Below are 26,503 nucleotides of genomic sequence, written 5' to 3'. Positions count from 1 at the left end.
GTACCCCCGACGCCGCCTCCAGCGCCTCCCCCGGGCGCCCGTCGGCCTCCAGCTGGAGGGCCGAGATCCAGTCCACGAACGGCGGGATCGCCCCCAGCGACCCCAGCGCGTGGTGGCGGGACTCGCGGATCAGCTCCGCCGCCGCCTTCCGCTCGTCCCGCAGCAGCGCGATCCGTGCCAGCAGGGCCAGCAGGTGCGGGGCCACGGCACGGGCCGAGAGCTGGTCGGCGACCCGGGCGCCGGCCTCCGCTTCGGCCTGGGCGTCCTCCAGGAACCCGCTCGCGAGCTTGAGCGCGGCCCGGTTGAGCGACCACAGCGGATGCGACCAGGCGCTCCCGATCCGCTCGGCCTCCCGCCGCCCGAGCTCGTTGACCGCGTCGGCCTCCCCGAACCGGTCGGCCGAGGTCAGGGCGCGGGCCAGCCACAGCCGGGGGTGGCGCCGGCGGACCTCGGCGCTGCCGGTCTCGGCGAGCTGGACGGCCTCGCCCGCCAGGGCCAGCGACCCGGAGATGTCCCCGCGCCCCCGGGCGGTGGCGCTGCGCGCGACGGTGGCGAAGACCACCGCCGAGTCGGCCCCCGAGGCCCGGCCGGCCTGTTGGGCGGCGAGCGCGGACTGCTCGGCGGCCTCGATGCCGGGGAAGGACAGCAGGGCGTGGGACTGGACGGCGTACAGCTCGGCCCGGACCGCGCCCAGGGCCGTCGGGGTGGCCAGGGCCCGGCCCACGTAGTCCAGGACGACCCGGTCGTGCCCGGCGTGCTTGAGCGCCTCGGCGAGGGCCAGCAGCATGGCGGTCTCCTCGCGCGGGTCCAGCCCGCTGCGCAGGGCCCGTTCGCCCAGCTCGCGCGCCTGCCCCAGCCGGCCGGCGTTGGCCAGGAGGCGGACGGCCTCGGTGAGCAGCCGGGGCCGCTCGGGGGAGTCCTCCTCGATCAGGTCGAGGAGCTGGAGCATCAGGTCGGCGGCGATGCCGGAGGACTGGGCGGCGGCCTCCCGGACGGCGAGGTGCAGGGTGGCGATGGCCTCGCGGTTGCCGCGCTGGCCGCCGCGCGCGAGGTGCTGGGAGATCTCGGCGGCGGGCCGGCCGGTGGCGCGGAGCACGCCCGCGGCCTCCTGGTGCAGGGCGTGCCGGACGGGTCCGGGCAGGGTCCCGTAGACGGTCTCGCGGATCAGGTCGTGCCGGAAGCGCAGTTCGGAGCCGGTGCCGATGAGCATGCCCACGGCGACGGCCTCGCTGACGGCGCTGTTGAGCTCGGCGCCGGCCAGGCCGAGCAGCCCGCCGGCCTCGGCGACGCTGAAGGGCCGGGCGAGGACGGAACCCACCTCCAGCACCCGCCGGGCGGGCTCGGAGAGCCCCGTCAGCCAGCCGCGCGAGAGGGTGGAGGGCGGCTCGGACTCGGGCCGGGACAGCAGCTCGACGAGCAGGAAGGGGTTGCCGTCGCTGCGTTCGGCGTGTGCGAGCAGCCGGGGCGAGGGCGCGCTGCCGAGCGTGCGGGTGCACAGTTCGGCGACCTCGGCGCCGGACAGCGGGGCCAGGCGCAGCCGTTCGGCGCCGTCGGCGACCAGCCGGTCCGTGAGGTCGTGGACGGGGCTGGGTTCGGGTGCCGGGCGCAGGGCCAGCAGCCAGAGCACCTCGCTGGCGTGCAGGGTGGGCAGCAGGATGCGCAGGGCCTGGGCGGTGAGTTCGTCGGCCCAGTGCATGTCGTCGAGCACGACGGCCAGCGGGCGGCGCCGGGCGGCCTGTTCGATGGCCTCGGCGATGCGGTGGACCAGCCAGAACCGGCCCGACTCGGTGAAGCCGCCGGCCGCGAGGGAGGCGAGGGTCTCGCGGTCGAGGACGGGCCCGGGGCCGGTGCTGAGGGCGCCCAGGAGGCTGGCCATGGGGACGACGTGGTCGAGTTCGGTGGCCTGGCCGCGGGCGACCGCGACGCCGGTCCGGGCGGCCCGCCGCTCGCTCTCGGCGAGGAGACGGCTCTTGCCGAGGCCGGCGTAGCCCTCGATGACGACGCAGCCGCCGATGCCGTCGCACACCCGCTGCAGGGCGCGGTCCAGGGTGCTCAGTTCGGTGCTCCGGCCGACGAGTGGACTCTCGTGCTCGGACAGTGTGGACACGGTGTGTGACGCCTCCCCCGTCGGGCGCTGCCCGACTCCATGGCCCGTCGTCGCGTGGGCCCCCGCGGTTGTCGATGTCGCCTCGGCCGAGACCGGGGCGACCAGACGCTAACCCGAACCGGCGAGTAGGTCGCCGTCGCGTACCGGACGCGGACGGCCTGTTCGAAGCGCTCATTCCGGTTGGCTCGGCGGCCCGTTCGGGCCGGTTCCGCGCGCCCGTTCGGGCCGGTTCCGCGCGCCCGTTCGGGCCGGATCCGCGCGCTCGTTCCGTGGGCCGCACCGGCGTCAACCGGCCGGTCACGGAGCCGGCGCGAGCCGCGTTCGAGCTCCGCTCCGGCTTCGCTCGATCCCCGCTCGAAATACCGCGTGACCTGCCATCCCGTGCCCGATCACGCTCCGGATCCCGTGTTCGCGTGATGGGGGGAGGTGTCAGCGGAAGGCAAGGTTTGCGTCAAGCCGGCAGCCACGCAGCCGCAGCCGCCTAACGGGAGGAAGAACGATGTCGCTGCACCACGCATACGGTCGAGAGGCCCGGCTCCACAGGCTCTACCACGAAGGCAGCCGCCGCCTGTTCGTCGTTCCGCTGGACCACTCGGTCACCGACGGGCCGCTCCAGGTGCCCGGCGGGGTGAACCGGCTCGTCGGACAGCTGTCCGGTTCCGGTGTGGACGCCATCGTCCTGCACAAGGGGAGCGTCCGGCAGGTGGATCCCCGGCACTTCGCGGAGACCTCGCTCATCGTCCACCTCAGCGCCAGCACCCGCCACGCCCCCGACCCGGACGCCAAGTACCTGGTGGCGAGCGTGGAGGAGGCCCTGCGGTACGGGGCCGACGCGGTCAGCGTCCACGTCAACGTCGGCGCGGAGGACGAGCGGGGGCAGGTGAAGGACCTCGCCGCCGTGGCGGAGTCCTGCGACCGCTGGAACGTGCCGCTGATGGCCATGGTGTACCCGCGCGGACCGCGCGTGACCAATCCCTACGACCCCGAACTGGTGGCGCACGCCATCACCCTCGCCGCCGATCTGGGCGCGGACATCGTGAAGACCGTGTACGTCGGCAATCCGGCGGAGATGGCGGACGTGGTCAGCGGCGCGACGGTGCCGGTGATCGTGGCCGGCGGACCCCGTCTGGACACGCCCGAGCTGGTGGCGGGCTACGTGGAGGAGGCCCTCAAGGGCGGCGCCGCGGGCGTCGCGATGGGCCGCAACGTCTTCCAGGCCGCCGACCCGGGGGCGCTGGCCCGCAGGCTCGCCGACCTGATCCACGCCGACGGGTGCCCGCAGTCGTGGGAGAGCGACGCCCCCGCCGGGGCGCTGACGCCCGCCGCGGTCTGACGGTCCGTCGGGTGGGCCGGGCAGCCGCGTCCGCGGCCCCGCCCCGTACCCGGCGGCCCGCGTCCCCGGAGCGGTCCCACGCCGACCGGCACCGCCCCTTCCCTCGACCGGTGCCCCAGAGGGGCCCGGCCGCCCTCCGGGCCCGTCCCGAGCGCGTCTCGAGCGCCCGGACCCGTACCCGCGTGACCGCCGTACGCCCCGCAGCGCCTCCCCGCGCCGCCGGGCCGGCGGGAGCGCCGACACAAAACGACGCATACCCCCGTCCCGTATACCCCCGCTTACGTGCATGCCGACATGCACGTACATCCACAAGGAGTCACGAGTGAAGCTCAGCTGGGTCGACATCCGTTCCGTCGGTTCCGCCAAGGACGCCATCGTCCAGGAGGCCATCCACGCCCGGATCGACGGCATCCTCGCCGACGACGCCGCCGACTTCGAGGGCCTGCCGCCCACCGTCAAGAAGGTGCTGTTCCCGCAGGGCAAGGCCCTGCCGGAGTCCTTCGGCGCGGCGGACGTGGTCATCGTGGACCCCGCCAAGCACGGCGAGACCGCCGAGCTGGCGCTGCGCCACCCCGAGGTCGAGTTCGGCCGGTTCGTGGAGATCATCGACGCCGCGACGCTGGAGGACGCCTGCCAGTCCGGCCGCACCGAGAAGTGGAGCCTGCTCCTCTTCCGTGACCCCACCAAGATCCCGCTGGAGATCGTGATCGCCGCGGCCGCCCGCGCCCAGGGCTCCCTGATCACGGTCGCCCAGGACGTGGAGGAGGCCGAGATCATATTCGGCGTCCTCGAACTCGGCTCGGACGGCGTTCTGATGGCCCCGGCCAAGGTCGGCGACGCCACCGCCCTGAAGGCCTCGGCCGAGGCGGGCGTGCCCAACCTCCAACTCACCGAACTGACCGTCACCGCCACCGCGCACGTGGGCATGGGCGAGCGCGCCTGCGTCGACACCGCCACCCACTTCGGCGAGGACGAGGGCCTGCTGATCGGCTCCCACTCCAAGGGCATGATCCTGTGCGTCAGCGAGACCCACCCGCTGCCGTACATGCCCACCCGCCCCTTCCGCGTCAACGCCGGCGGCATCCACTCCTACACCCTCGGCAACAACGAGCGCACCAACTACCTCAGCGAGCTCAAGTCGGGCTCCCGGGTCACCGCCGTCGACATCCACGGCAACACCCGCCTGGTCACCGTCGGCCGCGTCAAGATCGAAACCCGTCCGCTGATCTCCATCGACGCGGTCGGCCCCGACGGCCGCACCGCCAACCTGATCCTCCAGGACGACTGGCACGTACGCGTCCTCGGCCCGGGCGGCGTCGTCCTCAACTCCACCGAGCTCAAGCCCGGCGACGTGGTGCTCGGCTACCTGCCGACCGAGGACCGGCACGTCGGCTACCCGATCAACGAGTTCTGCCTCGAGAAGTGATGACCCGGTGACCCCCGTGACCCCGGCCCCGACGCCCCCGCCCGTCTTCGACTTCCACGCGCGCCTGGTCCCGCAGGACGGTGCCGCGGCCCGCCTGCTCGACACCATGGACGCGCACGGGATCACCCGGGCGGCCGTCTCCGCCGGGGGCACGATCCCCCTCGACCTGCTGTCCCGGCAGCTGGTCGAGGGGGGCCACATCGAGACCGACGCCGACAACGACGCCGTCCTCGCGGCCTGCCGGACCTCCGGCGGCCGGCTGGTCCCCTTCCACTTCGCCAACCCGCACCGGGAGCCCGGCGCCTACGCCGGCCGGGCCGCCGAGTTCCACGGCCTGGAGATCTCCCCCGCGGTGCACGGCGTGCCCTTCGCCGACCCGCGCACCCACGCCCTCGTCGAGATCGCCGAGCGGCACGGGCACCCCGTCTACACGGTGTGCCTGCACCGCCCCGGGGCCATGGTCCGCGACCTGGCCGACCTGGCCGCGGCCTTCCCCCGGGTCACGTTCGTCCTCGGCCACTCCGGGGTCGGCGAGATCGACCTCCACGGGATCGGGCTGATCAAGGACAGCCCCAACGTCCTGCTGGAGACCTCGGGCGGCTACTCGGCCGTCATCCGGCTGGCCCTCGAACGGCTCGGCGCCCGCCGGCTCCTCTTCGGCACCGAACACCCGCTGCAGCACCCCGCGGTCGAACTCGCCAAGTACGCGGCCCTGGGCCTGGAGCACCGGCAGCTCAGGCGGATCCTCTGGCACAACGCGGCGGATCTGCTGGGGCTCGAAGACCCCTTGTGAGATGACTATGGAACAGCAGCCACGCATCGCTGTCGTGGGGGCGGGGATCGGAGGTCTGGCCCTCGCACTGGGGCTCGCCCGCGCGGGCCTGTCCTGCGACGTGTACGAACAGACCCGACACCTCCGCGAGATCGGGGCCGGCCTCCAGGTCGCCCCCAACGCCGCCCGGCTGCTGCACCGCCTCGGCGTCGAGAGCTGTCTGCGCGCCGTCGCCGTACGGCCCCGCGCGATCGAACTGCGCCGCTGGAACGACGGCGGACTCCTCGCCCGCACCCCGCTCGGCGAGGAGTGCGAGGAGATGTACGGGGCCCCGCACTACGCCGTCCACCGCGCGGACCTGCACCAGATCCTGCTCTCCAAGCTTCCCGCCGGCACCCTGCGCCTCGGCCTGCGGTGCGTCGGCGTCGAACAGGACGGCGACGAGGCGGTCCTCCGGTTCGACGACGGCTCCATCCAGCGCGCCGACCTCGTCGTCGGCGCCGACGGGATCCACTCCGCCACCCGCGACCTCCTCGTCAAGGACGAACCCCGCTACTCCGGCCAGGACATGTACCGCGGCCTGGTCCCCGCCGAACGGCTCCCGCACCTGGCCGCCGAACCCGCCGTACGGCTCTGGCTGGGCCCGGGCCGGCACTTCGTCTGCTACCCCGTCGCGGGCGGCAGCCGGATCAGCTTCGCCGCGACCGCCCCCGGTGACGAACGGGGGGCGGAGGAGTCGTGGAACACCCTCGGCAGCATCGAGGAGCTGCGGGCCGCGTACGACGGCTGGCACGGGGACGTCGCCGCCGTCCTCGACGCCGCCGGGGAGGTCGGCCGCTGGGCCCTGCACGACCGCGACCCCGTACCGGGCTGGTCCCGGGGCCGGGTCACCCTCCTCGGGGACGCCGCCCACCCGATGCTGCCCTTCCGGGCCCAGGGCGCCAACCAGGCCGTGGAGGACGCCGCCGCCCTGGTGGTGTGCCTCACCGAGCACGGCGGCACCGACCTGGCCGAGCGGCTGCGCCGCTACGAACGGGTCCGGATGACGCGCACCGCGCGGATCCAGCAGATCTCCCGCGACAACGCCAAGACCCTCCACCTGCCGGACGGGGCCGGCCAGCGTCACCGCGACGCCGCCCTCGGGGGCAGCCACGAACTGGCTGCCCAGGACTGGCTGTTCGGATACGACGCGGCCGAGGCCGCCAGAGCGGAGCCCCTACGATGACCCAGCCCACCGCGACCGCGGAAACCCGCACCCCCGCCCTGACCCGCGAGGAACTCGCCCGCGCGGCCACCCTCGGCGGCGGCAGCCTGCTGGAGCACGCCCTCGCCGCCAGCACCGAGCCCGACGCCCCCTTCCTGTACAGCGAGCACCCGCTGCTCGACCCGGCCGGGGAACGCCGCCACGACTTCACGCTGACCGGCCTGGACGACCTGGCCCGGACCTGGTCCGCCTGGTACCTCGGCCAGGGCATCGGCCCCCGCGACCGGGTCGCCGTCTACCTCCGGGACAGCTTCGAGGACGTCCTGCACTTCCTCGCCCTCAGCCAGATCGGCGCCATCCCCGTCCTGGTCAACGGCCGGCTCCCGGCCGCCATCGCCGCCGGACTCTACGAGCGCACCGGCGCGTCCGGACTGGTCACCGACGCCTCCCACCGCGAGGCCCTGCGCGCCGCCGGGACCCTCGACGGGCTCCGCCTCCTCGCCGTGTCCGACGAGCTGACCTCCCTCGGCGCCGACCGCCTCGACCCCGCCGACCGCTTCCGGCACGCCCCCGACGACCCGGTGCTGATCAGCCACTCCTCCGGCACCACCGGCATCCCCAAGGCCGTCGTGTGGACCCACGAGGGCGCCGTCGCCGCCCTGCGCGAACTGCTGCTCCTGCCGCAGCCCGCCGAACGCGAGGTGCTCCTGTCCGCCGTGCCCCAGTCCCACCAGGCCGGGGCCAGCTTCGCCGCCGGGGCGCTGCTCACCGGCGCCCGCCTGGTCGCGCTCGCCGACCGCTCCGGCGCCCACGTGGCCGCCGCGATCACCGAACACCGCCCGCACACCGTGGTCGCCTTCGCCCAGACCTACGCCGAACTCGCCGCCCTCGGACCCGACGACGACGTGCTCTCCTCGGTGCGGCGCTGGTTCAACACCGGCGACTCCGCACACGGCCGGCACATCGCCCCGCTGGTCCGCGCCGGCGCCGAGTTCATCGACGGCCTCGGCTCCTCCGAACTCGGCTTCGCCCAGTTCGGGCACGTCACCACCGCCGCCACCGTCCGCCACGACCGCTGCATCGGCCGGCCCCACCCCTGGGCGCGGATCGCCGTCCTGCGCGAGGACGGCACCCCCGCCGCCCGCGGCGAGGCCGGACTCCTCGGCGTCAAGGGCCCCACCCTCACCCCCGGCTACTGGAACGACCAGGACCGCTACTACCGCTCCCGGCTCGGCGGCTGGTTCCTCTCCGGGGACGTGGTCCGCGAGGGCGAGGACGGCACCTACTTCCACCTCGACCGGGCCGTCGACGTCATCCACACCCCCGAAGGCCCCGCGTACTCACTCCTCATGGAGGAGACCCTGCTCGGCCACCTGCCCGGACTCGACGACTGCGCCGTGGTCGGCGTGCGCGACGGCTCCGGCAGCGAACGCCCCGTCGCCGTCCTGCGCCCGGCCGACCCGGCCGGCGCCGACGCCGCCGCACTGCGCGCCGCCGCCGACAAGGCGCTCGCCGGAGCGGGTCTGCCCGCCCTGGGCGGGCTCCACGTCGCCCGCGACGCCGACGAGGTCCCGCTCGGGCCCTCCGGAAAGGTCCTCAAGCGCCAACTGCGCCGGCAGCTCGCCGACGCCCTGACCACTCCCACCCCTGGGGAACCCTCATGAACATGCGTAGGATCGCGCCGCTCGCGATCGGCACCTTCGCCATCGGCACCGACAACTTCATCGTCGCCGGCATCCTCGGCGGCATGGCCGACGACCTGGGCGTCTCCCTGGCCGCCGCCGGCCTCCAGGTCACCGTCTTCTCCCTGGTCTACGCACTGGGCTCGCCCCTGCTGTCCGCACTGACCCAGCAGGCCGAGCGGCGGGCGATCCTGGTCGGCAGCATGGGCCTGTTCGCCCTGGCCAACGTGCTCACCGCCATCGCCCCCACCTTCGGGGTGCTGCTCGCCACCCGCATCGTCGCCGCCGTCGCCGCGGGCGTCTTCGGCCCCGTCGCCACCGCGGCCGCCGCCGAACAGTCCGAGCCGGAGTTCCGGGGCCGGGCCATCTCCATCGTCACCGGCGGGCTCACCGTCTCCATCGTCCTCGGCGTCCCGATCGGCGTGCTGATCTCCGCCCTGTCCGACTGGCGCGGAGCCTTCTGGTTCGTCGCCGCCCTCGCCCTGGTCGCCGCGGTGTCCACCGCCGCCGCGCTGCCCCGGCTGCCCGGCACCCCCGGACCCGGCATCGCCGAGCGGTTCCGGCCGATGCTCCGCCCGGCCGTCGGCCTGACCCTGCTGCAGTCGGTCACCGTGGTCGGCTCGACCTTCATCGTCTTCACCTACCTGGCCACCCTGGTCCACGGCACGGGCGTCGGCGGCGACGGGGAGTTCGCGACCACCCTGATCATGCTGGTCTTCGGCGTGGCCGCCGTCTTCGGCAACATCATCGGCGGCCGCAGCGCCGACCGCGTCGGCGGCACCACCACCATCCGGCGCACCATCGTCGTCCTGACCCTCGCCCTGGCCGCCGTCTCCCTCGTCGCCCAGACCCTCGACGGGATGACCGCCTACGTCGCCCTGGCCGCCGTCGTCGCCGTGTGGGGCGTCAGCGGCTGGGCCTTCACCCCGGCCCAGTTCTCCCGGCTCGCGCAGATCGACCCCGCCCACATGCACCTCACGTTCGCCCTCAACAACTCGGCGATCTACATCGGTTCGGCGCTCGGCGCCTCCATCGGCGGCGGCATCGTCGAATGGGCCTCGGCGGGCGGACTGGGCTGGGTCGCGGCCGGCGGGGAGGTCATCGGCTTCCTCCTGGTGCTCCTGGCCGTCGCCCGCCCCCGCCTCGGCGTCCCCGCCGCCCCGCCGGCCGCCCCGTCCGCCGACGAGCCCGGCCTCCAGCCGGCGGCCGAGCGATGACCGCCGCGATACCGGCGGCCGGCTCCCCGGCCGCCCCCTCCGCCCCCGCTTCCTCCGCCCCCTGGCCCCGGCTCGGCGACTGGTCCGACCACGCCGAACTGCGCAGCCTCCAGCGCGCCGCCCTGCCCGCCGCCCTCGCCCGCGCCCGGCGCAGCCCCTTCTACGCCGGACGCCTCACGGCGGGCCGCACCTGCCTCGACGGGATGCGCCCCACCCTCAAGTCCGACCTGCGCGACGCCTACCCCTTCGGGATGCTCGCCGTACCCGGCGCCAAGGTCGCCACCTACCACGAGTCCAGCGGCACCACCGGAGAGCCCACCGCCTCCTACCTCACCGAGAACGACTGGGCGGAGACCGCCGACCGCTTCAACCGCTCCTCGGCGGCCCTCACCGCCGAGGACCGGGTGCTCGTCAAGACCCCGTACTCGATGGCGACCACCGCCCACCAGATGCACCACGCGGCCCGCACCGCCGGCGCCCTCGTCATCCCGGCCGACAACCGGACGTCGATGATGACCTACCGGCGGCTGCTGCGGCTGGTCCGCGACGTCCGCCCCACCGTCACCTGGTCGCTGCCCAGCGAACCCCTGCTGTGGGCGGCCGCCGACGACGCCCTCGGCGCCGGGACCCTCGCCGCCGCGGCCGCCGGGAACGGCCCCCGCGCCCTCGTCGTCGCGGGGGAGCCGCTCAGCCCCGCCAAGCGGGCCCGGATCGGCGAACTGTGGGGCGGGGCCCGGGTGATCGAGGACTACGGGTCCACCGAGACCACCAGCCTCGCCGGGGAATGCCCCCACGGACGGCTGCACGTGTGGGCCGACCGCTTCCTCTTCGAGGTCCAGGACCCGGCCCTCGACCGCATCACCCCCGCGGGCCGCGGCCGGCTGCTGGTCACCACCCTGTACCGGGAGGCCATGCCGCTCCTGCGCTACGACACCGGGGACCTCGTCGTCCTCGGCGCGGAGAACGACTGCCCCTGCGGCTGGGCGCTGCCCTTCATCGAGGTCCTCGGCCGCGACGGCGCCCCCGTCCGCGTCGCCGGGAAGGCCGTGCGCCCGCACGACGTCGACGCGCTCGTCTACGGGCTGCCCGTCGAGTACCGGGCCCACGTCTGGCGCGCCGTCGCCGAGGCCGACCGGCTGCGGCTGACCGTCGAGGCCGGCGGGGACGGCGAGATGCACGAGGAGGCCGCCGCGAAGCTGCGCGCCGGCTTCGCCGAGACCCTCGGCCTGCCCGTCGAGCTCACGGTGGGCGGCCCCGGAACCCTGATCCCGCCCGGCGCCCTGCTGCGCGAGGACCGGTTCGTCAAGCCCCGCTTCCTGTACGAGGCGGCCGATGCGAGGGAGGACGGATGGACGTATCTCGACTGACGGCGCCCGGTGCCCCGGCCCCGGTCCCGTCCGCGGTCCCGGCCCCGGTCCCGTCCGCGGCCCCGGCCCCGGCCCCGTCCGCGGTCGCCGTCGTCGGCGTCGGACCGCGCGGCCTGATCCTGCTGGAACGTCTCTGCGCCAACGCCCGGACGCTGCCCGAGGACGCCCGGATCACCGTCCACCTGATCGACCCGGCGGAACACGGACCCGGCCGGGTCTGGGCCACCGGCCAGGACCGGCTGCTGCTGATGAACACCGTCGCCTCCCAGGTCACGGTCTTCTCCGACAGCAGCGTGGTGATGGACGGCCCCGTGGAGCCCGGCCCCGGCCTGTACGCCTGGGCCCGTGACCTCGCCGCCCGGGCCGGCGACGGGACGGCCGGGGCCGCCGGGACGACCGGGGCAGCCGGGGCGGAGGCCGGCGGTGCGGATCGGGAACTCCTCGCGGAGGCCCGCGCCCTGACCCCCGACTCCTACCCCAGCCGGGCCTTCTACGGCGCCTACCTGCGCTGGGCCGCCGCCCGCGTCCGGGCCGGGGCCCCGCCGCAGGTCGAGCTCGTCACCCACCGCTCGGCGGCCGTGGCCTGCGGCACCGACCCCGCCACCGGACTGCCCTGGGTCCGCCTCGCCGACGGCACGGAGCTGCCCCGGCTGGCCGGGCTCGCCCTCGCCCAGGGCCACGTCGACGCCGAACCCTCCCCGGCACAGGGCAGGTTCGCCGCCCACGCCGCCGCCCGGGGCCTGCTCTACGTCCCGCCCGGCAACCCGGCGGAGAGCGACCTGAGCGCGGTCGCGGCGGGCGAACCGGTGCTGCTGCGCGGCCTGGGCCTGAACTTCTTCGACCACATGACCCTCTTCACCCGCGGCCGCGGCGGCGCCTTCACCCAGGAGGGCGACCGGCTCGTCTACCACCCCTCGGGCCGCGAACCCCGGCTGTACGCGGGCTCCCGGCGCGGGGTCCCGTACCAGGCGCGCGGCGAGAACCAGAAGGGCCCGCACGGCCGGCACACCCCGGCCGTCCTGCGCCCCGAGGTGGTGGAGTCCCTGGTCAAGCGGTCGGCCGCGGAGGGCGGCCTGGACTTCCGGCAGGACCTGTGGCCGCTGATCGCCAAGGAGACCGAGACCGTCTACTACACCGGTCTGATCACCGCCCGCGAAGGCCGCGGGGCCGGGGCCGCCTTCCGTGACGCCTGGCTCGAACTGCCCTGGGGCGGCCCCGAGGAACGGGACCGGCTCGACGCGCACGGCGTCCCCGCCACCGCCCGCTGGGACTGGTCCCGCCTCGCCGACGGCGGCCGCGAGGGCGGCTTCACCGGGACCGCCGACCACCGCGCCTGGCTGCTCGGCCGGCTCCGCGGCGACCTGGCCCGGGCCCGCGCGGGCAACGTGGACGGCCCGTTCAAGGCCGCCCTCGACGTCCTGCGCGACCTGCGCAACGAGATCCGCCTGGTCGTGGACCACGGCGGGCTCACCGCCCGCTCGCACCGCGACGACCTGGAGCGCTGGTACACCCCGCTGAACGCCTTCCTCTCCATCGGCCCGCCCGCACGGCGGATCGCCGAGATGATCGCGCTCGTCGAGGCCGGGGTGCTCACCGTCCTGGGGCCCGGCACGCGGATGGACGTGGACCCGGTCTCGGGCGACTTCGCCGCCGAGTCCGCCGTCCCCGGCTCACGGGTCCTGGCCCGGGTGCTGATCGAGGCCCGGCTGCCCGACGGCGACGTCCGGCGCACCGCCGACCCGCTGCTGCGCGGGCTGCTGGACACCGGGCAGGCCCGGCCGTTCCGGATCACGGGCGGCCGTGAGGGCATGGAGTACGAGACCGGCGCCCTGGCGGTGACCCGCCGCCCGTACCGGGTCGTCGCCGCCGACGGCCGCCCGCACCCGGCCCTGTACGCCTTCGGCGTGCCGACGGAGGGCCTGCACTGGGTGACGGCCGCCGGGGTCCGCCCGGGCGTCGACTCGGTGACGGTCGGCGACGCGGACGCCCTGGCCCGCCGCCTCCTCGGCTTCGAGGAAGCCGACCGGATGCCGAGCACCACCCCGGCGCAGTCCGGCCCCGGCCGGGCGGACGGACCCGCGCGGACGGAGTCCGGGCCCGCTCGGGCGGGCTCCCGCGCCGCGGCGGCGGGGGCCCCTTCGGTGGCGGTGCCGGACGGGTCCGGCCAGGCGGCGGAGACCGCCGCGCGGACGGCGTCCGGGGCGCGGCCCGTGGTGGCGGACGCCGAGGCCGCGGCGGGGCCCGGCGGGGACGTCGGGCTGCTGAGTCCCGTGCGGGCCGGCACCGCCGCGGAGGCGGCCACCGGTGACGGGGCCTGGCTGCGGGCGCTGCTCGACGCCGAGGTGGCGCTGGTCCGGGCCCAGGCGCGGCTCGGGGTGGTGCCGGCCGCGGCCGCCGAGACGGTGGCCCGGGTCGCCCGGACGGCCCCGCTGCCCGCCGCGCTGCTCGCGGTCCGGGCGCGGGAGTCCGCGAACCCGGTGGTGGCCCTGGTGGAGGCGCTGACGGAGGCCGTCGCCGCCGAGGACCCCGCCGCCGCCGACTACGTGCACCGCGGTTCGACCAGCCAGGACATCATGGACACCGCCACCGTGCTGGTCGCGGCCCGCGCGCTGGACACCGTCCTGGCCGACCTGGAGCGGTGCCGCACCGCACTGGCCGGGCTCGCCGGCCGGCACCGCGACACCCCGATGCCGGGCCGCACCCTCGCCCTGCACGCCGTGCCCGTCACCTTCGGGCTGAAGGCGGCCGGCTGGCTGGAGGCCGTCGCGGTGTCCGCCGCCCGGCTGCGCCGGGTCCGCGCCGGTCTGCCCGTCCAGTTGGGCGGCGCCGCCGGGACCCTGGCCGGGTACCTGGAGTACGCCCGGCTCGACGCCCCCGGGGAGTCCGGCGAGGACTACCCGGTCCGCCTCGCGGAGGCCTTCGCCGAGGAGACGGGGCTGCGCGCCCCGGTGCTGCCCTGGCACACCGTGCGCACGCCCGTCGCCGAACTGGGCGCCGAACTGGCCCTGGCCTGCGGCGCCCTGGGGAAGATCGCGGTCGACGTGCTCTCCCTGGCCCGGACCGAGGTGGCTGAGGTGGCCGAGCCCGGACCGGCCGGGCGGGGCGCCTCCTCCGCGATGCCGCACAAGCGCAACCCGGTGCTCGCCACGATGGTCCGCTCGGCCGCCCTCCAGGTGCCCGCGCAGGCGGCCGTGCTCGCGCAGTGCCTGCTCGCCGAGGACGAGCGGCCCGCGGGGGTCTGGCACGCCGAATGGCAGCCCCTGCGCGAATGCCTGCGGCTGACCGGCGGGGCGGCGGCCACCGCGGCCGAACTCCTCGAAGGCCTCGCCGTCCACCCGGGACGGATGCGGGAGAACCTCGCCCTGACCGGGGCCCTCACCGCCTCCGAGCGGATCGCCGCCGCCCTCGCGCCCGCCCTGGGCAAGGCCGAGGCCCGCCGGCTCGTCACCGCCTGCTCCCGCCGCTCCGCCGACGAGGGCACCGACCTCGCCGGCCTGCTCGCCGGCAGCGCCCGGGTCACCGCCGTCCTGGACCCCGCCGAGATCGGCGCGCTGCTCGACCCGGCCGGGTACACGGGGGCCTCCGCCGCCCTCGTGGACCGGGCCCTCGCCCACTACCGCTGACACCACCGCCACGCTCCCGGAGAGCGCCCGCACACCCAGGGGGACCCCCATGCTCACCCGACGTCGCCTGCTCGGCGCCGCCCTCGCCACCGGGGGTACCGCCCTCACCGGCGCGGCCCTCACCCCGCTGCTCACCACGCCCGCCGCCGCCGCGGTACCGGTGCTGACGCCCTTCCGGACCGCCATGCCGGTCCCGCCGACCCTGCTGCCGGCCTCCACCGCCAACGGCACCGACACCTACGACATGTACGTGGGCCGGGCCACCACGCAGATCATCCCCGGCGTCGACACGGAGGTGATCACCTTCAACGGCGCGTTCCCCGGCCCCACCATCCGCGCCCGCCGCGGCAGACCGGTCGTCATCCGCCAGAAGAACCGCCTGGACATGCCGGTCTCCATCCACCTCCACGGCGGGCACGTCACCCCGGACAACGACGGCGACCCCATGGCCACCATCGCCCCCGGCACCGCGCGCCTCTACCGGTACGGCAACGACCAGGCCCACGCCCCCCTGTGGTTCCACGACCACGCCCACCACATGGAGTCCGAGCACGTCTACCGCGGCCTGTCCGCCTTCTACCTCCTGAGCGACGACGAGGAACGCGCCCTGCCGCTGCCCTCCGGCCAGTACGACGTGCCGATCGCCCTGCGCGACGTCCGCTTCGACGACGCCGGACAGCTCCTCTACGTGATGGACGACTTCCAGAACCGGAACACCATCCTCGCGAACGGGAAGCCCTGGCCGTACTTCCAGGTCGCCGCCCGCAAATACCGTTTCCGCATACTCAATTCCACCAACATACGCTTCTTCACCCTCCGCCTCTCCGACGGCGGGGAAATCATCCAGATAGGCTCCGACGGCGGACTCCTCGAAACCCCGTACCGCACCGGCACGCTGAGTCTTTCCCCCGGAGAGCGCGTCGACGTCGTCATCGACTTCTCCCGCTACCCGGTGGGCACCCAGCTGGTGCTGGAGAACACCGAGGGCCCCGGGCCGGTCGAGCAGGTCGGCAAGGTGCTGCGCTTCGACGTGACGCGCACCGCCGCCGACACCAGCTCGGTACCGGCCCGGCTGCGCACCCTCCCCGCGCTCCCGCCGGCCACCGTCCACCGCGAGATCACCCTGCGGATGGACGAGGACGGACGGGCCGCCCCCGGCGCGTACATGAACGACCTGGTGTACGACCCGGCCCGGATCGACCAGTCGATCACCTGGGGCAGCACGGAGATCTGGACCGTCAGCAACGTCAACCGGTTCGTCCCGCACAACTTCCACATGCACCTGGTCCAGTTCCGGGTGCTGGAGCGCAACGGCGGGCCGGTCGGCCCCGCGGAGGCCGGGCTCAAGGACACCGTACGGGTCATGCCCGGCGAGACCGTGAAGGTCCAGGCGACCTTCGATTCCTACCGCGGGAAGTACCTCTACCACTGCCATCTCTTCGACCACGCCGCCATGGGAATGATGGCGCAAATGGAGATCTCATGACCTGGTGGCGCCGCAAGAACACCACCGAATCCACCGTATCCACCGAATCCGCCGTATCCGCTGAATTCCTTTCCGACGATTCAAGGAGCATTCCCGTGACCAACGTCGCCGTCATCTACTACTCCTCCACCGGAAACGTCCACAAGATGGCCGAGACCGCCGCCGCGGCCGCCGAGAAGGCGGGTGCCGAAGTCCGGCTGCGCCGCATCGCCGAGACCGCCCCCGCCGACGCCATCGCCTACAACCCGGCCTGGGGCGAGCACCTGGAGGCCACCTCGCACGTGGCCACCGCCACCCTGGACGACCTGGAGTGGGCCGACGCCGTCATCTTCGGCACGCCCGTCCGCTTCGGCCTGCCGGCCGCGCAGCTCAAGGGCTTCCTCGACACGGCGGGCGGCCTCTGGTACCAGGGCAAGCTGGTCAACAAGGTGGTCTCCGCCTTCACCTCCTCCAACACCACGCACGGCGGCCAGGAGTCGACGCTGCTCTCCCTCAACAACGTCTTCACCCACTGGGGTTCGATCATCGTCCCGCCCGGCTACGCCGACCCGGTGCAGTTCGCCGAGTCCAACGGCAACCCGTACGGCGCCAGCAGCGTCTCGGGCGGCACCGGCACCACCCCGCCCACCGACGACAACCTGGCCGCCGTCGAGTTCCAGGCCCGCCGGGCCCACCAGATCGCGACCGCGCTGAAGAAGGGCCTCGCCGCGCTCTGACCGGCGGCAGGCGCAACACCGTTCCGTCCCCGTGAGAACAGCAAGGAGCAGCAGCATGTCCCGGATCGTGATCGCGGGCGGCGGATTCGCCGGCGTGTGGGCCGCCAAGGCGGCGGCCCGCATCCGGCGCCAGGCCGGCCGGGCCGGCGAGGACGTCGAGATCACCCTGATCGCCCCCGGCGAGGACCTCGTCATCCGGCCGCGCCTGTACGAGGCGTCGCCCGAGCGGATGCGGGTCCCGCTGGACGGGGTGCTCGCCCCGCTCGGGGTGCGGCGGCTGCGGGCGGAGGTCACCGACGTCGACCTCCCGGGGCGGCGGGTGCTCCTCGCCGGCCCGGCGGAGCCGGTCCCGTTCGACCGGCTCGTGCTGGCCACCGGCAGCCGGGTGCGCAAGCCCGCGCTGCCGGGGGCCGGCGCCCTGCACTACATCGACACCCTCGACGAGGCGCACGCCCTGGACCGGCGGCTGCGCTCGCTGGACGGACTCCCCGACGCCCCGGGCCGGTTCACCGTCGTGGTGGTCGGCTCGGGGCTGGCGGGCGTCGAGCTCGCCGGGACCCTGCCCGAGCGGCTGGCGGCGTACCCCGGGGCGCGGATCGTCCTGGTCGAACGGGAGGAGCTGCCCGCCCCGGGTCTGGGCGACGCGGCCCGCCCGCTGATCCTCGACGCGTTCGCCCGGGCCGGCGCCGAGTGGCGCACCGGCTGCTCCCCGGTCTCCTACGACGGGACCACCCTGAGCCTGAGCGACGGCACCGCCCTGGAGGCGGCCACCGTGGTGTGGACGGGCGGTCTCGGCGCGAGCCCGCTCACCGCCCGGCTCCCGGGCCCCCGCGACGGGCTGGGCCGGCTGCTCGTGGACGAGCAGCTGCGCCTGCCGGAGGCGGAGGGCGTCTTCGCGGCGGGGGACACCGCGGCCGCGGCCGTGGAGGACGGCCGCACCGCCACCCAGAGCTGCCAGTACGCGATCCCCTCGGGGGCCACCGCCGGGCACAACGCGGTCGCCGACCTCACCGGTGAGCCGGTCGCCCTCTTCCGCCCCGACCCCTACGTGACCTGCGTGGACCTCGGTCCGTCCGAAGCCGTCCTGACCACGGGATGGGACCGCGCGCTGGCCCGCAGCGGCGCGGACGCCAAGGGCCTGAAGCAGCACATCAACACCCGGCTGATCTACCCGTGAGTACCGGGGAGCCGTGTCCGGGCTCACGGTTCCGGCCCGTGGACCCGGATTGACGGAGCGGGGACTTTAGGTGAGCCTTACCTTGCTTCGGCGTGGCAGACGGTGCCGCGCCCCCCGTTCCCCGCCTCCCCCGGAGCACCCGCATGTCCTCGCCGGCCGCCAGACTCGCGCCCCGCCCCGTCCGCCTGTACGACTCCTGGTGGACCGTGGCGGCGGGCGCGCTGTGCGCGCTGGTCCTCCTGGCGGCGGGGCTGTGGTGCTCCCTGCACGTGCAGGCCGACGCGTCCCTGCACTCCGCCGCCCTCTTCGCGCACCTGGCCTCCCTGGTCCTCGGCTTCGGCGCGGTGCTCTCCGCCGACTACTACGGGCTGCTGTGGGCCACCGGCCGCTGCACCCTGGACGAGGTGGTCGCCGCGACCGCCCGACTGCACGTGCCGATCTGGGCCGGCCTGGGCGGACTCGTGGTCAGCGGGCTCATGCTCCACCCCGACGTCCACTCCCCGCTGACCCTCACCAAGCTCGGCCTGGTCGCCGCCCTCACCGTCAACGGCCTCCAGGCGGGCCTGCTGGGCCGCCGCCTGGAAGCCGCCGAGGGCGAGGCGGGCCGCGGGCTGCTGCTCTGGGGCGGGGTGACCGCCCTGGTCTCCCAGGCCTGCTGGTGGGGCGCGGTCGTCATCGGCTTCCTCAACACCAACGGCTGACCGGTCCCGCCCGAGGTGACATCCGGGCCGGCGGCACCGGCCACCGCCCCGGCCGCCGTGGCAGCATCGGCGCCATGCGCTACCGATACGCCACCGAGGCCGACGCGCCCGCCCTGGCCCGGATCTTCGCCGCCAACCACCACGACGCCCTGACCGAGGAGCAGCGCACCGCGCAGGGCTTCGTCCAGGGCACCTTCGACACCGCCACCCTGCGCGACATGGCCGCCGCCGACGAGCTGCTGGTGGCCGACGACGGGCAGGGCCGCCTCGCCGGACTGCTCGCGCTGTCCGTCGCCGCCGACATGGCCGACCCGCCGGCCGCGGTCACCGGACTGCTCCGCGCCCAGCCCGGCCTCGCCTGGCGGGGGCGCCCGCTCGACGAGGTGCCGTGGCTGCTGTACGGACCGGTCGTGGTCGACGCCGCCTTCCGCGGGCACGGGGTGGCCCGCGGCCTGTTCACGGCCGCCGTCGAGACCTCGGCGGGCCGCGCCGAGGCCCTCGTCGCCTTCATCGAGTCCGGCAACGCCCCCTCCTGGCGGGTCCACGTCGACGCCTTCGGCATGACCCCGCTCGGCGACTACACCGTCGCCGGCCGCACCTACCACGCCGTCGCCACCGCCGCCGGGGCCTGACCGGCCCCTGCTCAGCCCTCGATGATCACCAGCGGGAGTTCGCGGGGCCGGGCCGTGGCCTGGTGGTCCTCGAAGCGGGGCCACAGCGCCGTCATGGCCTCCCAGTATGTCTCCCGCTCCACCGGCCCCGCCGTCCGCGCCCAGGCCGGGAAGGCCGCCGTGCCCACCTGGACGCGCACCTCCGGGTGCGCGACGAGGTTCCCGTACCAGGAGGGGTGGTGCGGGCCGCCCGTACCGGCGGCCACCACCAGCAGCCGGCCCGCGTCCCGCCCGTAGACGAGCGGCGTGCGCACCGCCCGGCCGGAGGCCCGGTCCAGGGTGGTCAGCAGCAGGGTGGGGACCCCGTGCCACAGGTGACCGTCCGCTCCGCCGCTCGACACGTACGTCCGCACGTGCTCCAGCCGCGGCCCCGGACGGGGGTCCGCGGGGTGCTCCCAGTCGACGGCAAGGGTGACGCTGTTCATCAGACCTCCCTAGGGCGTCCCCCCTCCGGCCAACGAGCCGTCACCGGTCCCGGATACGCCGCGCCCGCCCCGCACCTGTGCACGAGACGCCGAACGGGTCACGGCCCGGGGGGGCGACCCCGGGCCGTGACCCGCATGCAGCCCGCCCGGCCGGGCGCCGGCTACGGCAGGTAGCGCTCGATGACGGCCGGACCCTTCTCCGCGATCAGCTTCCGGGCCTTCTCGACCCGCTCCGGAGTCGGGTCGTGGCCGGTCGCCATCACCAGGTCCTCGGGGTCGTACGGCCGCTCACCGCCGGTGAAAAGCCGGTCCGACCGGGTGGGCTGCTCGTTGGTTTCACTTTCCATCGGAGACCTCCTACGGTGTCCCAGGCCCCCATCCTCCGGCCCCGGCCCCAAGAACGCACCTCGGCGCCCCCGGACCCCGCCTCAGACGGCGGCGAGCGTCACCGCCGCGCCGATCGCGATCAGCAGCCCGCAGATCGACAGGTTGACCCTCCGGTGCTCCCAGAACACCGCCACGAACTCGCGCAGCGTCGCGCTCGGCAGGAAGTAGCGGGCCGTCGGCGAGCCCACCACCTGCCCGTTGACCCCCGCCTTGCGGGCCATCATCGCGGCCCGGAAGGCGTGGAAGTTGTTGGTGACCACCACGCACCGGTAGCCCGGGTCGGCCGCCAGCATGATCTCCTTCGAGAACAGCATGTTCTCCTCGGTCGTCCGCGACCGGTCCTCCAGCGCGACGTGCTCCGCCTCGACCCCCTCGGCGATCAGCCAGTCCGCCATGGCCCGGGCCTCCGAGACCCGCTCGTCCGAGCCCTTGCCGCCCGACACCAGCAGCACCGGCGGGCGCGAGCCCCGGGCCAGCTGGGCCGCGTGGATCTCCTGCCCCTTGCGCAGCCGCGAGGCCAGCAGCGGCGGCACCCGGTCCCCGCCGATCAGCCCGGAGCCCAGCATCACCACGTGGTCCACGTCCCCGCGCACCTTGATCCGGCCGTAGAGGAAGGCGTACCCGAGGAAGCAAAGGAAGAGGAAGGCCACGTAGGCCACGACCAGGGTCAGGGTCGCCGCCACGCCGGTCAGGACCACGGAGTGGAACAGCGGGACGGCGATCAGCAGCGCGATCATCCCGAAGATCCCGAGCCCCGCCAGCAGCGACAGCAGGTTGGCCGGACGACGCCCCTCCTTGCGGACCATCGTCACCCCGTTGGCGATCAGGAGCCCGCCCATCACCATCGTGCCCACCGTCGGCGCGGCGAACGCGAGCGCGACGATCGGCAGCGCCGCCCAGCCCGGCAGCGCCGTCACCTGGAACAGCAGGGCGGCCGAGAACGTGATGAACGTCAGCCCGAACAGCACCGCGTTGCGGAAGCGGCGGCGGTCCTTGAACGCGCTGACGCACAGGGCGAGGAACAGGAGGGCGGGGAGGACGAAGGCGGCCATGCCGTTCATCGTATGTGCCGCCCGCGGCCCCCCGACGGGACGAAAGTCCTGCTCGAACCGGCTACCGCCGGAAGGGCGTTCTGCGCACCGACCGCCCCGCCAGTACGTCCGTGCGGCGGCCGTCCCGCATCACGAACCGCCCGTCGACCAGCACGTGCGGGATCCCGGTGGGCAGCCCGCGCGGTTCCTCGTACGTGGACCCCGCCGCGACCGTCTCCGGGTCGAACAGCACCAGGTCCGCCCGGTACCCCTCGCGCACCAGCCCCCGGTCGGGCAGCCGCAGCCGCGCCGCCGGCCGGCCCGACAGGTGCGCCACGCACTCCTCCAGCGAGAGCACCCCCAGCTCGCGCACGTAGCGGCCGAGGTAGTGGGGGAAGGTGCCGTACGCCCTCGGGTGCGGCTTCGCCCCGTGCAGGATGCCGTCGGAACCACCGGTGTGGACCCGGTGGCGCATGATCGCCCGGACGTTCCCCTCGTGCCCCACGTGCTGCAGGACGGTCGTGCCCAGCCGGTCCTCCAGCAGCAGCCGGCGCGCCCCCGCCCAGCCGTCGAGCCGGGTGCCGACCCGGTGCGCGTGCGCGGGGCCGGCCGTCCCCGACACCTCGACCGAGGCCCAGTCCACCGGCACCCCGTGGCACCCGTCGGACCCCTCCACCTCCAGCGCGTACCGGATCCGCTCGGCGGTCGCGTCGTCGGCCAGCCGGGCCAGCAGCGCCCCGGGGCCGCCCTCGTGCGCCCAGCCGGGCAGGAGGGCCGAGAGGCTGGTGCAGCCGGGGGTGTAGGGGTAGCTGTCGAGGCTGACGTCGACGCCCTCGGCCAGCGCCGCGTCCAGCAGGGCCAGCAGCTCCGGGGCCCGGCCCTCGTTCTCGGCGAAGTTCATGGTGGCGTGTGCCAGGTGCAGGGCGCAGCCGGTCTCCCGGGCGAGGCCGAGCATCTCGGCGTAGGCGGCGAGGGCGCCGCGCCCGTACGAGCGGTGGTGCGGGCAGTAGTAGCCGCCGTAGCGGGCCACGACCTCGCACAGCCCGGCGAGTTCGGCCCCGGAGGCGTACATGCCGGGGGTGTAGGTCAGCCCCGAGGACAGCCCGACGGCGCCGTCCTCCAGCCCCTCGGCGACCAGCCGCCGCATCCGGTCGGTCTCGGCGGGCGTGGCGGGCCGGTCCTCCCAGCCGAGCACGTGGGCCCGTACGGTCCCCTGCGGGACGAGGTAGGCGGCGTTCACCGCGATGCCCCCGTCCAGCCGGTCGAGGTACTCCCCGACCGTCCTCCAGTCGAAGTCGACGTCGTCCCCGGCCCCGTTCCACCCGGCGATCGCCGTCCGCACCTGCTCCAGCGTCCGGTCGTCCACGGGCGCGTACGACAGCCCGTCCTGGCCGAGGACCTCCAGGGTCACCCCCTGGGCGGCCTTCGCGCTGTGGTCCGGGTCGCGGAGCAGCGCGAGGTCGCTGTGGGCGTGCATGTCGACGAACCCGGGCGCGAGGACGAGCCCGTACGCGTCGACGGTGCGCCGGCCGCCGCCGGGCAGCCGCCCGACGGCGGCGATCCGCCCCTCGTGCACGCCGACGTCGGCGCGGTAGGAGGGCCCGCCGGTCCCGTCGGCGACCCGGGCCCCCCGTATGACGAGGTCCACGACCCGGCCCGCGCCTAGAAGAAGGTCCGCACGTACTCGCGGACCGTCCCGTCGGCGCCGACCACGGGGATCAGCGGCCACTTCTCGAAGATGGTGCAGGGGTGCGACATCCCGAGCGCCACCCAGTCGCCGACCTGCACGTCCTCGGCGGAGTCGGTCTCCAGCCAGGCGTGCTGGTCGGACAGCTTCACCACCCGCACCCCGGTGGCGGCCCGCTCCTCGCCGGTGGACGCGTCCCGCACGAGCTCCGCCTCGGGCAGCCCGAGGTCGTAGGCGATGTCGCGCTTGCCGGCGTTGACGAAGGCCTGGGTCGGGGACGGGCGCGAGACGACCTGCGTCCACAGCCGGAACGCGGGGCGCAGCCCGCCCTCCTCGGGGACCCGGTTGAAGGGGGTGAGGCGGGTGTACCAGCCGTGGTCGTGGGAGACGTACGCGCCGGAGCGCAGCAGCTTGAGCACGGGCCGGGACAGTGCGGGCAGTTCCCCGAACACGTCGGCGACCGCGTCGAACCAGGCGGAGCCGCCGGCGCTGACGACGATCTCCTCGACGTCGTCCGCGAACCGCCCGGCCTTGTCGAACTCCACGGCGAGCCCGGTGAGCCGGCGCAGCCAGGCGTGCACCTTCTCCGGGTCGGCGTCGGGCACCTCGGCCTCGTACCCGGCGATGCCGACGAGGCGCAGCGTGGCCGTGGCGGCGACGGCGTCGGCGACGGCGCGGCAGTCGTCGTCGCTGCGGGCCCCGGTGCGGGCCCCTTCGCCGGCGCCGAGTTCGACGACGACGTCGACCCGGGCGCCCTGCCCCTGGAGGGCGCGGTCCATGAGCTGGACCCCGCGCACGGAGTCGACGTAGCAGACGAAGCGGAACTCGGGGTCGGCGGTGAGCTCGGCGGCGACCCAGCGCAGGGCGGCGGGGTCGACGAGCTCGTTGGCGAGGAAGATCCGCCGGATCCCGAAAGCCCGGTAGACGCGGGCCTGGTGGGGCACGGCGGCGGTGATCCCCCAGGCGCCGTGGTCGAGCTGGCGCTCGAACAGCTGGGGGGCCATGCAGGTCTTGCCGTGCGGGGCGAAGGCCAGCCGGTGGCGGGCGGCGTACTCGCCGAGGGCGGTGAGGTTGTGGGCGAGGGCGTCGGCGTCCAGGGTCAGCACGGGGGTGGTGAACCCGCCGGAGTACAGGTCCCTGGCCTGCGCGGCCAGCTCGCCGACGGTCAGGCCGGCGGCCTCGGCGTCCGGGGGGAGGCCCTTGAAGCGGTGGTCGACGGGCTCGTCGGCGAGGCGTCGGACTGCGTCGCTGGGCATGAGGGGCCTCCTGATGGTGCGGGTGGTGCCGTTGGTGTAACACCGCTGAGGACGAGGGGTCAACGGGCCCTGGTTCCGCCCGAGGTTTGAGGCGACGGGCGCGGAGCGCGCGTACGGGGGTCCGGGGTCTCCCCGGGAAACGGAGAAAGGGCGGGGCGGGGAGAGGCTCCGCGCAGCGGCTGCCCAGCCCAACGGGAGCCACGGGCTAGCGAACCGCTCGAACCCCGGTCACCGGCGGCCCGTACCGCTGACACCATCGGGGAGGCAGCACACCCATCGACCCACCAGAGGACCACGTGAGCGAGAAGACCGCCGTCACCCCCGACTCCCACCCCGCCGCCCCCGCGAAGTTCTCGCACGGCGTGCGCAAGGGCAACATCCTCCAGGTCGCCGGCCAGGTCGGCTACCTGCCCGCGGCCGCCGGGCAGGCGCCCGCCGTCGCCGGGCCCACCCTGCGCGAGCAGACCCTCCAGACGCTGGAGAACGTCCGTTCCGTCCTGGAGGCCGGCGGCGCGAGCTGGGACGACGCGATGATGATCCGCGTCTACCTGACCGACACCGCGCACTTCGCCGAGATGAACGAGATCTACAACGCGTACTTCGACGAGCAGGCGGTCAAGGTGCCCGCCGCCCGCACCACGGTGTACGTCGGCCTGCCCGCCGGCCTGCTCATCGAGATCGACGCCCTCGCGGTGCTCGGCTGACCGCGGCGGCAGGGAGGGGCGCCCCCCTGGCGGTGGGGCGCCCCCGGCCCGTCACCCGCGCCTGGACGCCTGGGCACCTAGACGCAGTACTGGGCTTCCTTGCCGATCGACCGGTACATGCAGTCCGCGTTCTCCAGCAGCTGGAGCACCGCGTCCTTGTTGCGCGCCGTCTCACGGTCGATGACCTCGTCGGGCGGGTAGAAGCCGCCGCCCCCGCCGGTGTCGGACGGGTACATCTCGAAGGTGTAGGCGAAGATCTTCTGGTTGCCCCACAGCCAGTCGTCGATCGTGCCGTCGGTGATGTACAGGTCGCTGGACTGCTCCGGCGTGTAGCCGTTGCTCGCGGCCATGCTCGTGCCGATCTTCTTGTACACCGCGAGGTCGTCCGCGGTCAGCCCCGGCGCGGTGTCGTTGTACGTCCACCCGAAGGGCCACAGCACGAGCTCGCTGTAGGTGTGGAAGTCGATGGCGGCCTTGATCTGCTGCTTGCCGCCGACGATCCGGCTGCGCACGAAGTCGGAGACCACCTTCACCTCGGGCGCCGAGGCGGCCGACGGCCCGCGGTAGGTCTCGGAGCTCTTGCTGCTGCTGGAGCCGCCGCAGCAGCCCCACTTGTAGTCCCAGTTGCGGTTGAGGTCGGTGCCCACGGCGCTGGAGCCGGAGTTGGGCTGCCGGTTCTTGCGCCAGGAGCGGTAGGAGCCGGTGGCGATGTCGTACTCGCCGCCGTCCGGGTTGAGGTCCGGGATGACCCAGATCTCGCGGTTGTTGACCATGTTCGTGATCCGGGAGTCGCTGCCGTACTTGGAGCCGAACTCCTGGAGCAGGTAGAGCGCCATCTCCACGGTCAGGTGCTCGCGGGCGTGCTGGTGGGCGGTGAAGAGGACCTCGGGCTCGTTCTCGTCCGTGCCCACGTTGTCGCTGATCTTGATGGCGACGATGTCCCGGCCCTGGTAGGACTTCCCGATGACCTGCTTGCTCATGATCCCGGGGTACTGGGCGATCCGCTGGTCGATCTCCGCGCTCGCCTCGGCGTAGTTGTGGTACTTGGAGTCCGCCGACGGGAAGTCCATCGGGCGGTTCGCGACCCCGCGCTCCGAGCGGTCGGGCGGGCCGGCCAGCGCGGTCAGCTTGTAGCCGCGGGCGCGCAGCGCCTTGGCCTGTGCCGGGGTCGCGCTGACCACGACCGAGCGGGCGTCGACCTCGTCGATGGAGACCCCGCTGCTCAGCAGGGCCGTGCGCTCGGCGGCCGTGGACGGGCCCTGGACCTCGTACTGGACGATCGCCTCGTCCTGGGTGGCGGTCGAGGGGGTGGGCGGCGGTGCTGCCGTCGCGCTCATGCCGTAGGCGGGTGCGCCGAGCGCGAGCGCCAGCAGGGCGGCCGTGACGGCGGCCCTCCGGCGGGTGTGGAGCCGCATGCGTTCTCCTGGGTGGAGTGTGGGGGTAGCCGTGCGGACGCGCACAGCGTGCTCTTGTGGCATGTCCCGGTCAATAGCCCCGGGCGTACCCGGCGCTGCGCACCGGACCGAATCAG

General features: G+C 74.7%; 21 protein-coding genes. 14 read left to right on the top strand and 7 right to left on the bottom strand.

Annotation, left to right across the window (positions count from 1 at the left end; all coding sequences use genetic code 11):
- On the bottom strand, positions 1 to 2,107 hold a 2,107-nt coding region (locus ACFVXK_RS06880), incomplete at its 3' end, for an ATP-binding protein (protein WP_389610465.1).
- Positions 2,108 to 2,606: 499 nt separating this feature from the next.
- Between ACFVXK_RS06880 and ACFVXK_RS06875 the strand changes: the two genes are divergently transcribed.
- The 13 genes from ACFVXK_RS06875 to ACFVXK_RS06815 all read left to right on the top strand — a co-directional run bounded on the left by ACFVXK_RS06875 (position 2,607) and on the right by ACFVXK_RS06815 (position 19,443).
- Positions 2,607 to 3,440 (top strand): 2-amino-3,7-dideoxy-D-threo-hept-6-ulosonate synthase, encoded by an 834-nt coding sequence (locus ACFVXK_RS06875; protein WP_389610464.1) that lies wholly within the window; start codon positions 2,607 to 2,609, stop codon positions 3,438 to 3,440.
- Between the two features lie 286 nt (positions 3,441 to 3,726).
- Entirely contained in the window at positions 3,727 to 4,866 is a 1,140-nt protein-coding gene (locus ACFVXK_RS06870; RefSeq protein ID WP_389610463.1) for a 3-dehydroquinate synthase II family protein, read from the top strand.
- Between the two features lie 7 nt (positions 4,867 to 4,873).
- Positions 4,874 to 5,659, top strand: coding sequence for an amidohydrolase family protein (locus ACFVXK_RS06865; protein ID WP_389610462.1), 786 nt, complete (start codon positions 4,874 to 4,876; stop codon positions 5,657 to 5,659).
- A gap of 7 nt (positions 5,660 to 5,666) precedes the next feature.
- Complete coding sequence (locus ACFVXK_RS06860) at positions 5,667 to 6,863, top strand: FAD-dependent monooxygenase (RefSeq protein WP_389610461.1); 1,197 nt, start codon at positions 5,667 to 5,669, stop codon at positions 6,861 to 6,863.
- Positions 6,860 to 8,506: a class I adenylate-forming enzyme family protein gene (locus tag ACFVXK_RS06855; RefSeq protein WP_389610460.1), complete on the top strand. Its 1,647-nt coding sequence runs from the start codon at positions 6,860 to 6,862 to the stop codon at positions 8,504 to 8,506. The genes ACFVXK_RS06860 and ACFVXK_RS06855 overlap by 4 nt, the downstream gene beginning before the upstream one ends.
- Entirely contained in the window at positions 8,503 to 9,741 is a 1,239-nt protein-coding gene (locus tag ACFVXK_RS06850; protein ID WP_389610459.1) for an MFS transporter, read from the top strand. Before ACFVXK_RS06855 ends, ACFVXK_RS06850 begins: the two co-directional genes overlap by 4 nt.
- The gene (locus ACFVXK_RS06845) at positions 9,738 to 11,108 is read left to right on the top strand and encodes an AMP-binding protein (protein ID WP_389610458.1); all 1,371 of its coding nucleotides are present in this window, start codon (positions 9,738 to 9,740) and stop codon (positions 11,106 to 11,108) included. The genes ACFVXK_RS06850 and ACFVXK_RS06845 overlap by 4 nt, the downstream gene beginning before the upstream one ends.
- A complete protein-coding gene (locus tag ACFVXK_RS06840; protein ID WP_389610457.1) occupies positions 11,090 to 14,731 on the top strand; it encodes a lyase family protein in 3,642 nt (1,213 codons plus the stop codon). Before ACFVXK_RS06845 ends, ACFVXK_RS06840 begins: the two co-directional genes overlap by 19 nt.
- A gap of 49 nt (positions 14,732 to 14,780) precedes the next feature.
- A complete protein-coding gene (locus ACFVXK_RS06835; RefSeq protein ID WP_389610456.1) occupies positions 14,781 to 16,217 on the top strand; it encodes a multicopper oxidase family protein in 1,437 nt (478 codons plus the stop codon).
- A gap of 95 nt (positions 16,218 to 16,312) precedes the next feature.
- Positions 16,313 to 16,933, top strand: a complete 621-nt coding sequence (wrbA, locus tag ACFVXK_RS06830) for an NAD(P)H:quinone oxidoreductase (protein ID WP_389610455.1) — start codon at positions 16,313 to 16,315, stop codon at positions 16,931 to 16,933.
- A gap of 55 nt (positions 16,934 to 16,988) precedes the next feature.
- Positions 16,989 to 18,110: an NAD(P)/FAD-dependent oxidoreductase gene (locus ACFVXK_RS06825; RefSeq protein ID WP_389610454.1), complete on the top strand. Its 1,122-nt coding sequence runs from the start codon at positions 16,989 to 16,991 to the stop codon at positions 18,108 to 18,110.
- Positions 18,111 to 18,253: 143 nt separating this feature from the next.
- Positions 18,254 to 18,811, top strand: a complete 558-nt coding sequence (locus tag ACFVXK_RS06820; RefSeq protein WP_389610453.1) for a hypothetical protein — start codon at positions 18,254 to 18,256, stop codon at positions 18,809 to 18,811.
- 74 nt (positions 18,812 to 18,885) lie between these two features.
- Positions 18,886 to 19,443, top strand: coding sequence for a GNAT family N-acetyltransferase (locus ACFVXK_RS06815; protein ID WP_389610452.1), 558 nt, complete (start codon positions 18,886 to 18,888; stop codon positions 19,441 to 19,443).
- An 11-nt stretch (positions 19,444 to 19,454) separates the two neighbouring features.
- Here the strand turns inward: ACFVXK_RS06815 and ACFVXK_RS06810 are convergent, their stop codons facing one another.
- The 5 genes from ACFVXK_RS06810 to ACFVXK_RS06790 form a co-directional block, all read right to left on the bottom strand.
- Positions 19,455 to 19,907 (bottom strand): nitroreductase/quinone reductase family protein, encoded by a 453-nt coding sequence (locus tag ACFVXK_RS06810; protein WP_389610451.1) that lies wholly within the window; start codon positions 19,905 to 19,907, stop codon positions 19,455 to 19,457.
- A 161-nt stretch (positions 19,908 to 20,068) separates the two neighbouring features.
- A complete protein-coding gene (locus ACFVXK_RS06805; protein WP_389610450.1) occupies positions 20,069 to 20,254 on the bottom strand; it encodes a hypothetical protein in 186 nt (61 codons plus the stop codon).
- Between the two features lie 81 nt (positions 20,255 to 20,335).
- On the bottom strand, positions 20,336 to 21,346 hold the full coding sequence (locus ACFVXK_RS06800) for a YdcF family protein (RefSeq protein WP_389610449.1): 1,011 nt from the start codon (positions 21,344 to 21,346) through the stop codon (positions 20,336 to 20,338).
- Positions 21,347 to 21,407: 61 nt separating this feature from the next.
- Positions 21,408 to 22,973: an amidohydrolase family protein gene (locus ACFVXK_RS06795; protein ID WP_389610448.1), complete on the bottom strand. Its 1,566-nt coding sequence runs from the start codon at positions 22,971 to 22,973 to the stop codon at positions 21,408 to 21,410.
- 14 nt (positions 22,974 to 22,987) lie between these two features.
- On the bottom strand, positions 22,988 to 24,268 hold the full coding sequence (locus ACFVXK_RS06790; protein WP_389610447.1) for an alanine racemase: 1,281 nt from the start codon (positions 24,266 to 24,268) through the stop codon (positions 22,988 to 22,990).
- A gap of 296 nt (positions 24,269 to 24,564) precedes the next feature.
- Between ACFVXK_RS06790 and ACFVXK_RS06785 the strand changes: the two genes are divergently transcribed.
- Positions 24,565 to 24,972, top strand: a complete 408-nt coding sequence (locus tag ACFVXK_RS06785; RefSeq protein ID WP_389610446.1) for a RidA family protein — start codon at positions 24,565 to 24,567, stop codon at positions 24,970 to 24,972.
- A 77-nt stretch (positions 24,973 to 25,049) separates the two neighbouring features.
- On the opposite strand, the gene ACFVXK_RS06780 is transcribed toward ACFVXK_RS06785, so the two are convergent.
- Positions 25,050 to 26,387, bottom strand: coding sequence for a M14 family metallopeptidase (locus tag ACFVXK_RS06780; RefSeq protein WP_389610445.1), 1,338 nt, complete (start codon positions 26,385 to 26,387; stop codon positions 25,050 to 25,052).
- Between the last annotated feature and the right edge of the window lie 116 nt (positions 26,388 to 26,503).

It is taken from the genome of Streptomyces sp. NPDC058157 (genome assembly GCF_042884105.1).
In the GTDB taxonomy this organism is placed as follows: Bacteria; Actinomycetota; Actinomycetes; order Streptomycetales; family Streptomycetaceae; genus Streptomyces.
This window is presented reverse-complemented; position numbering and strand designations above follow the sequence as displayed.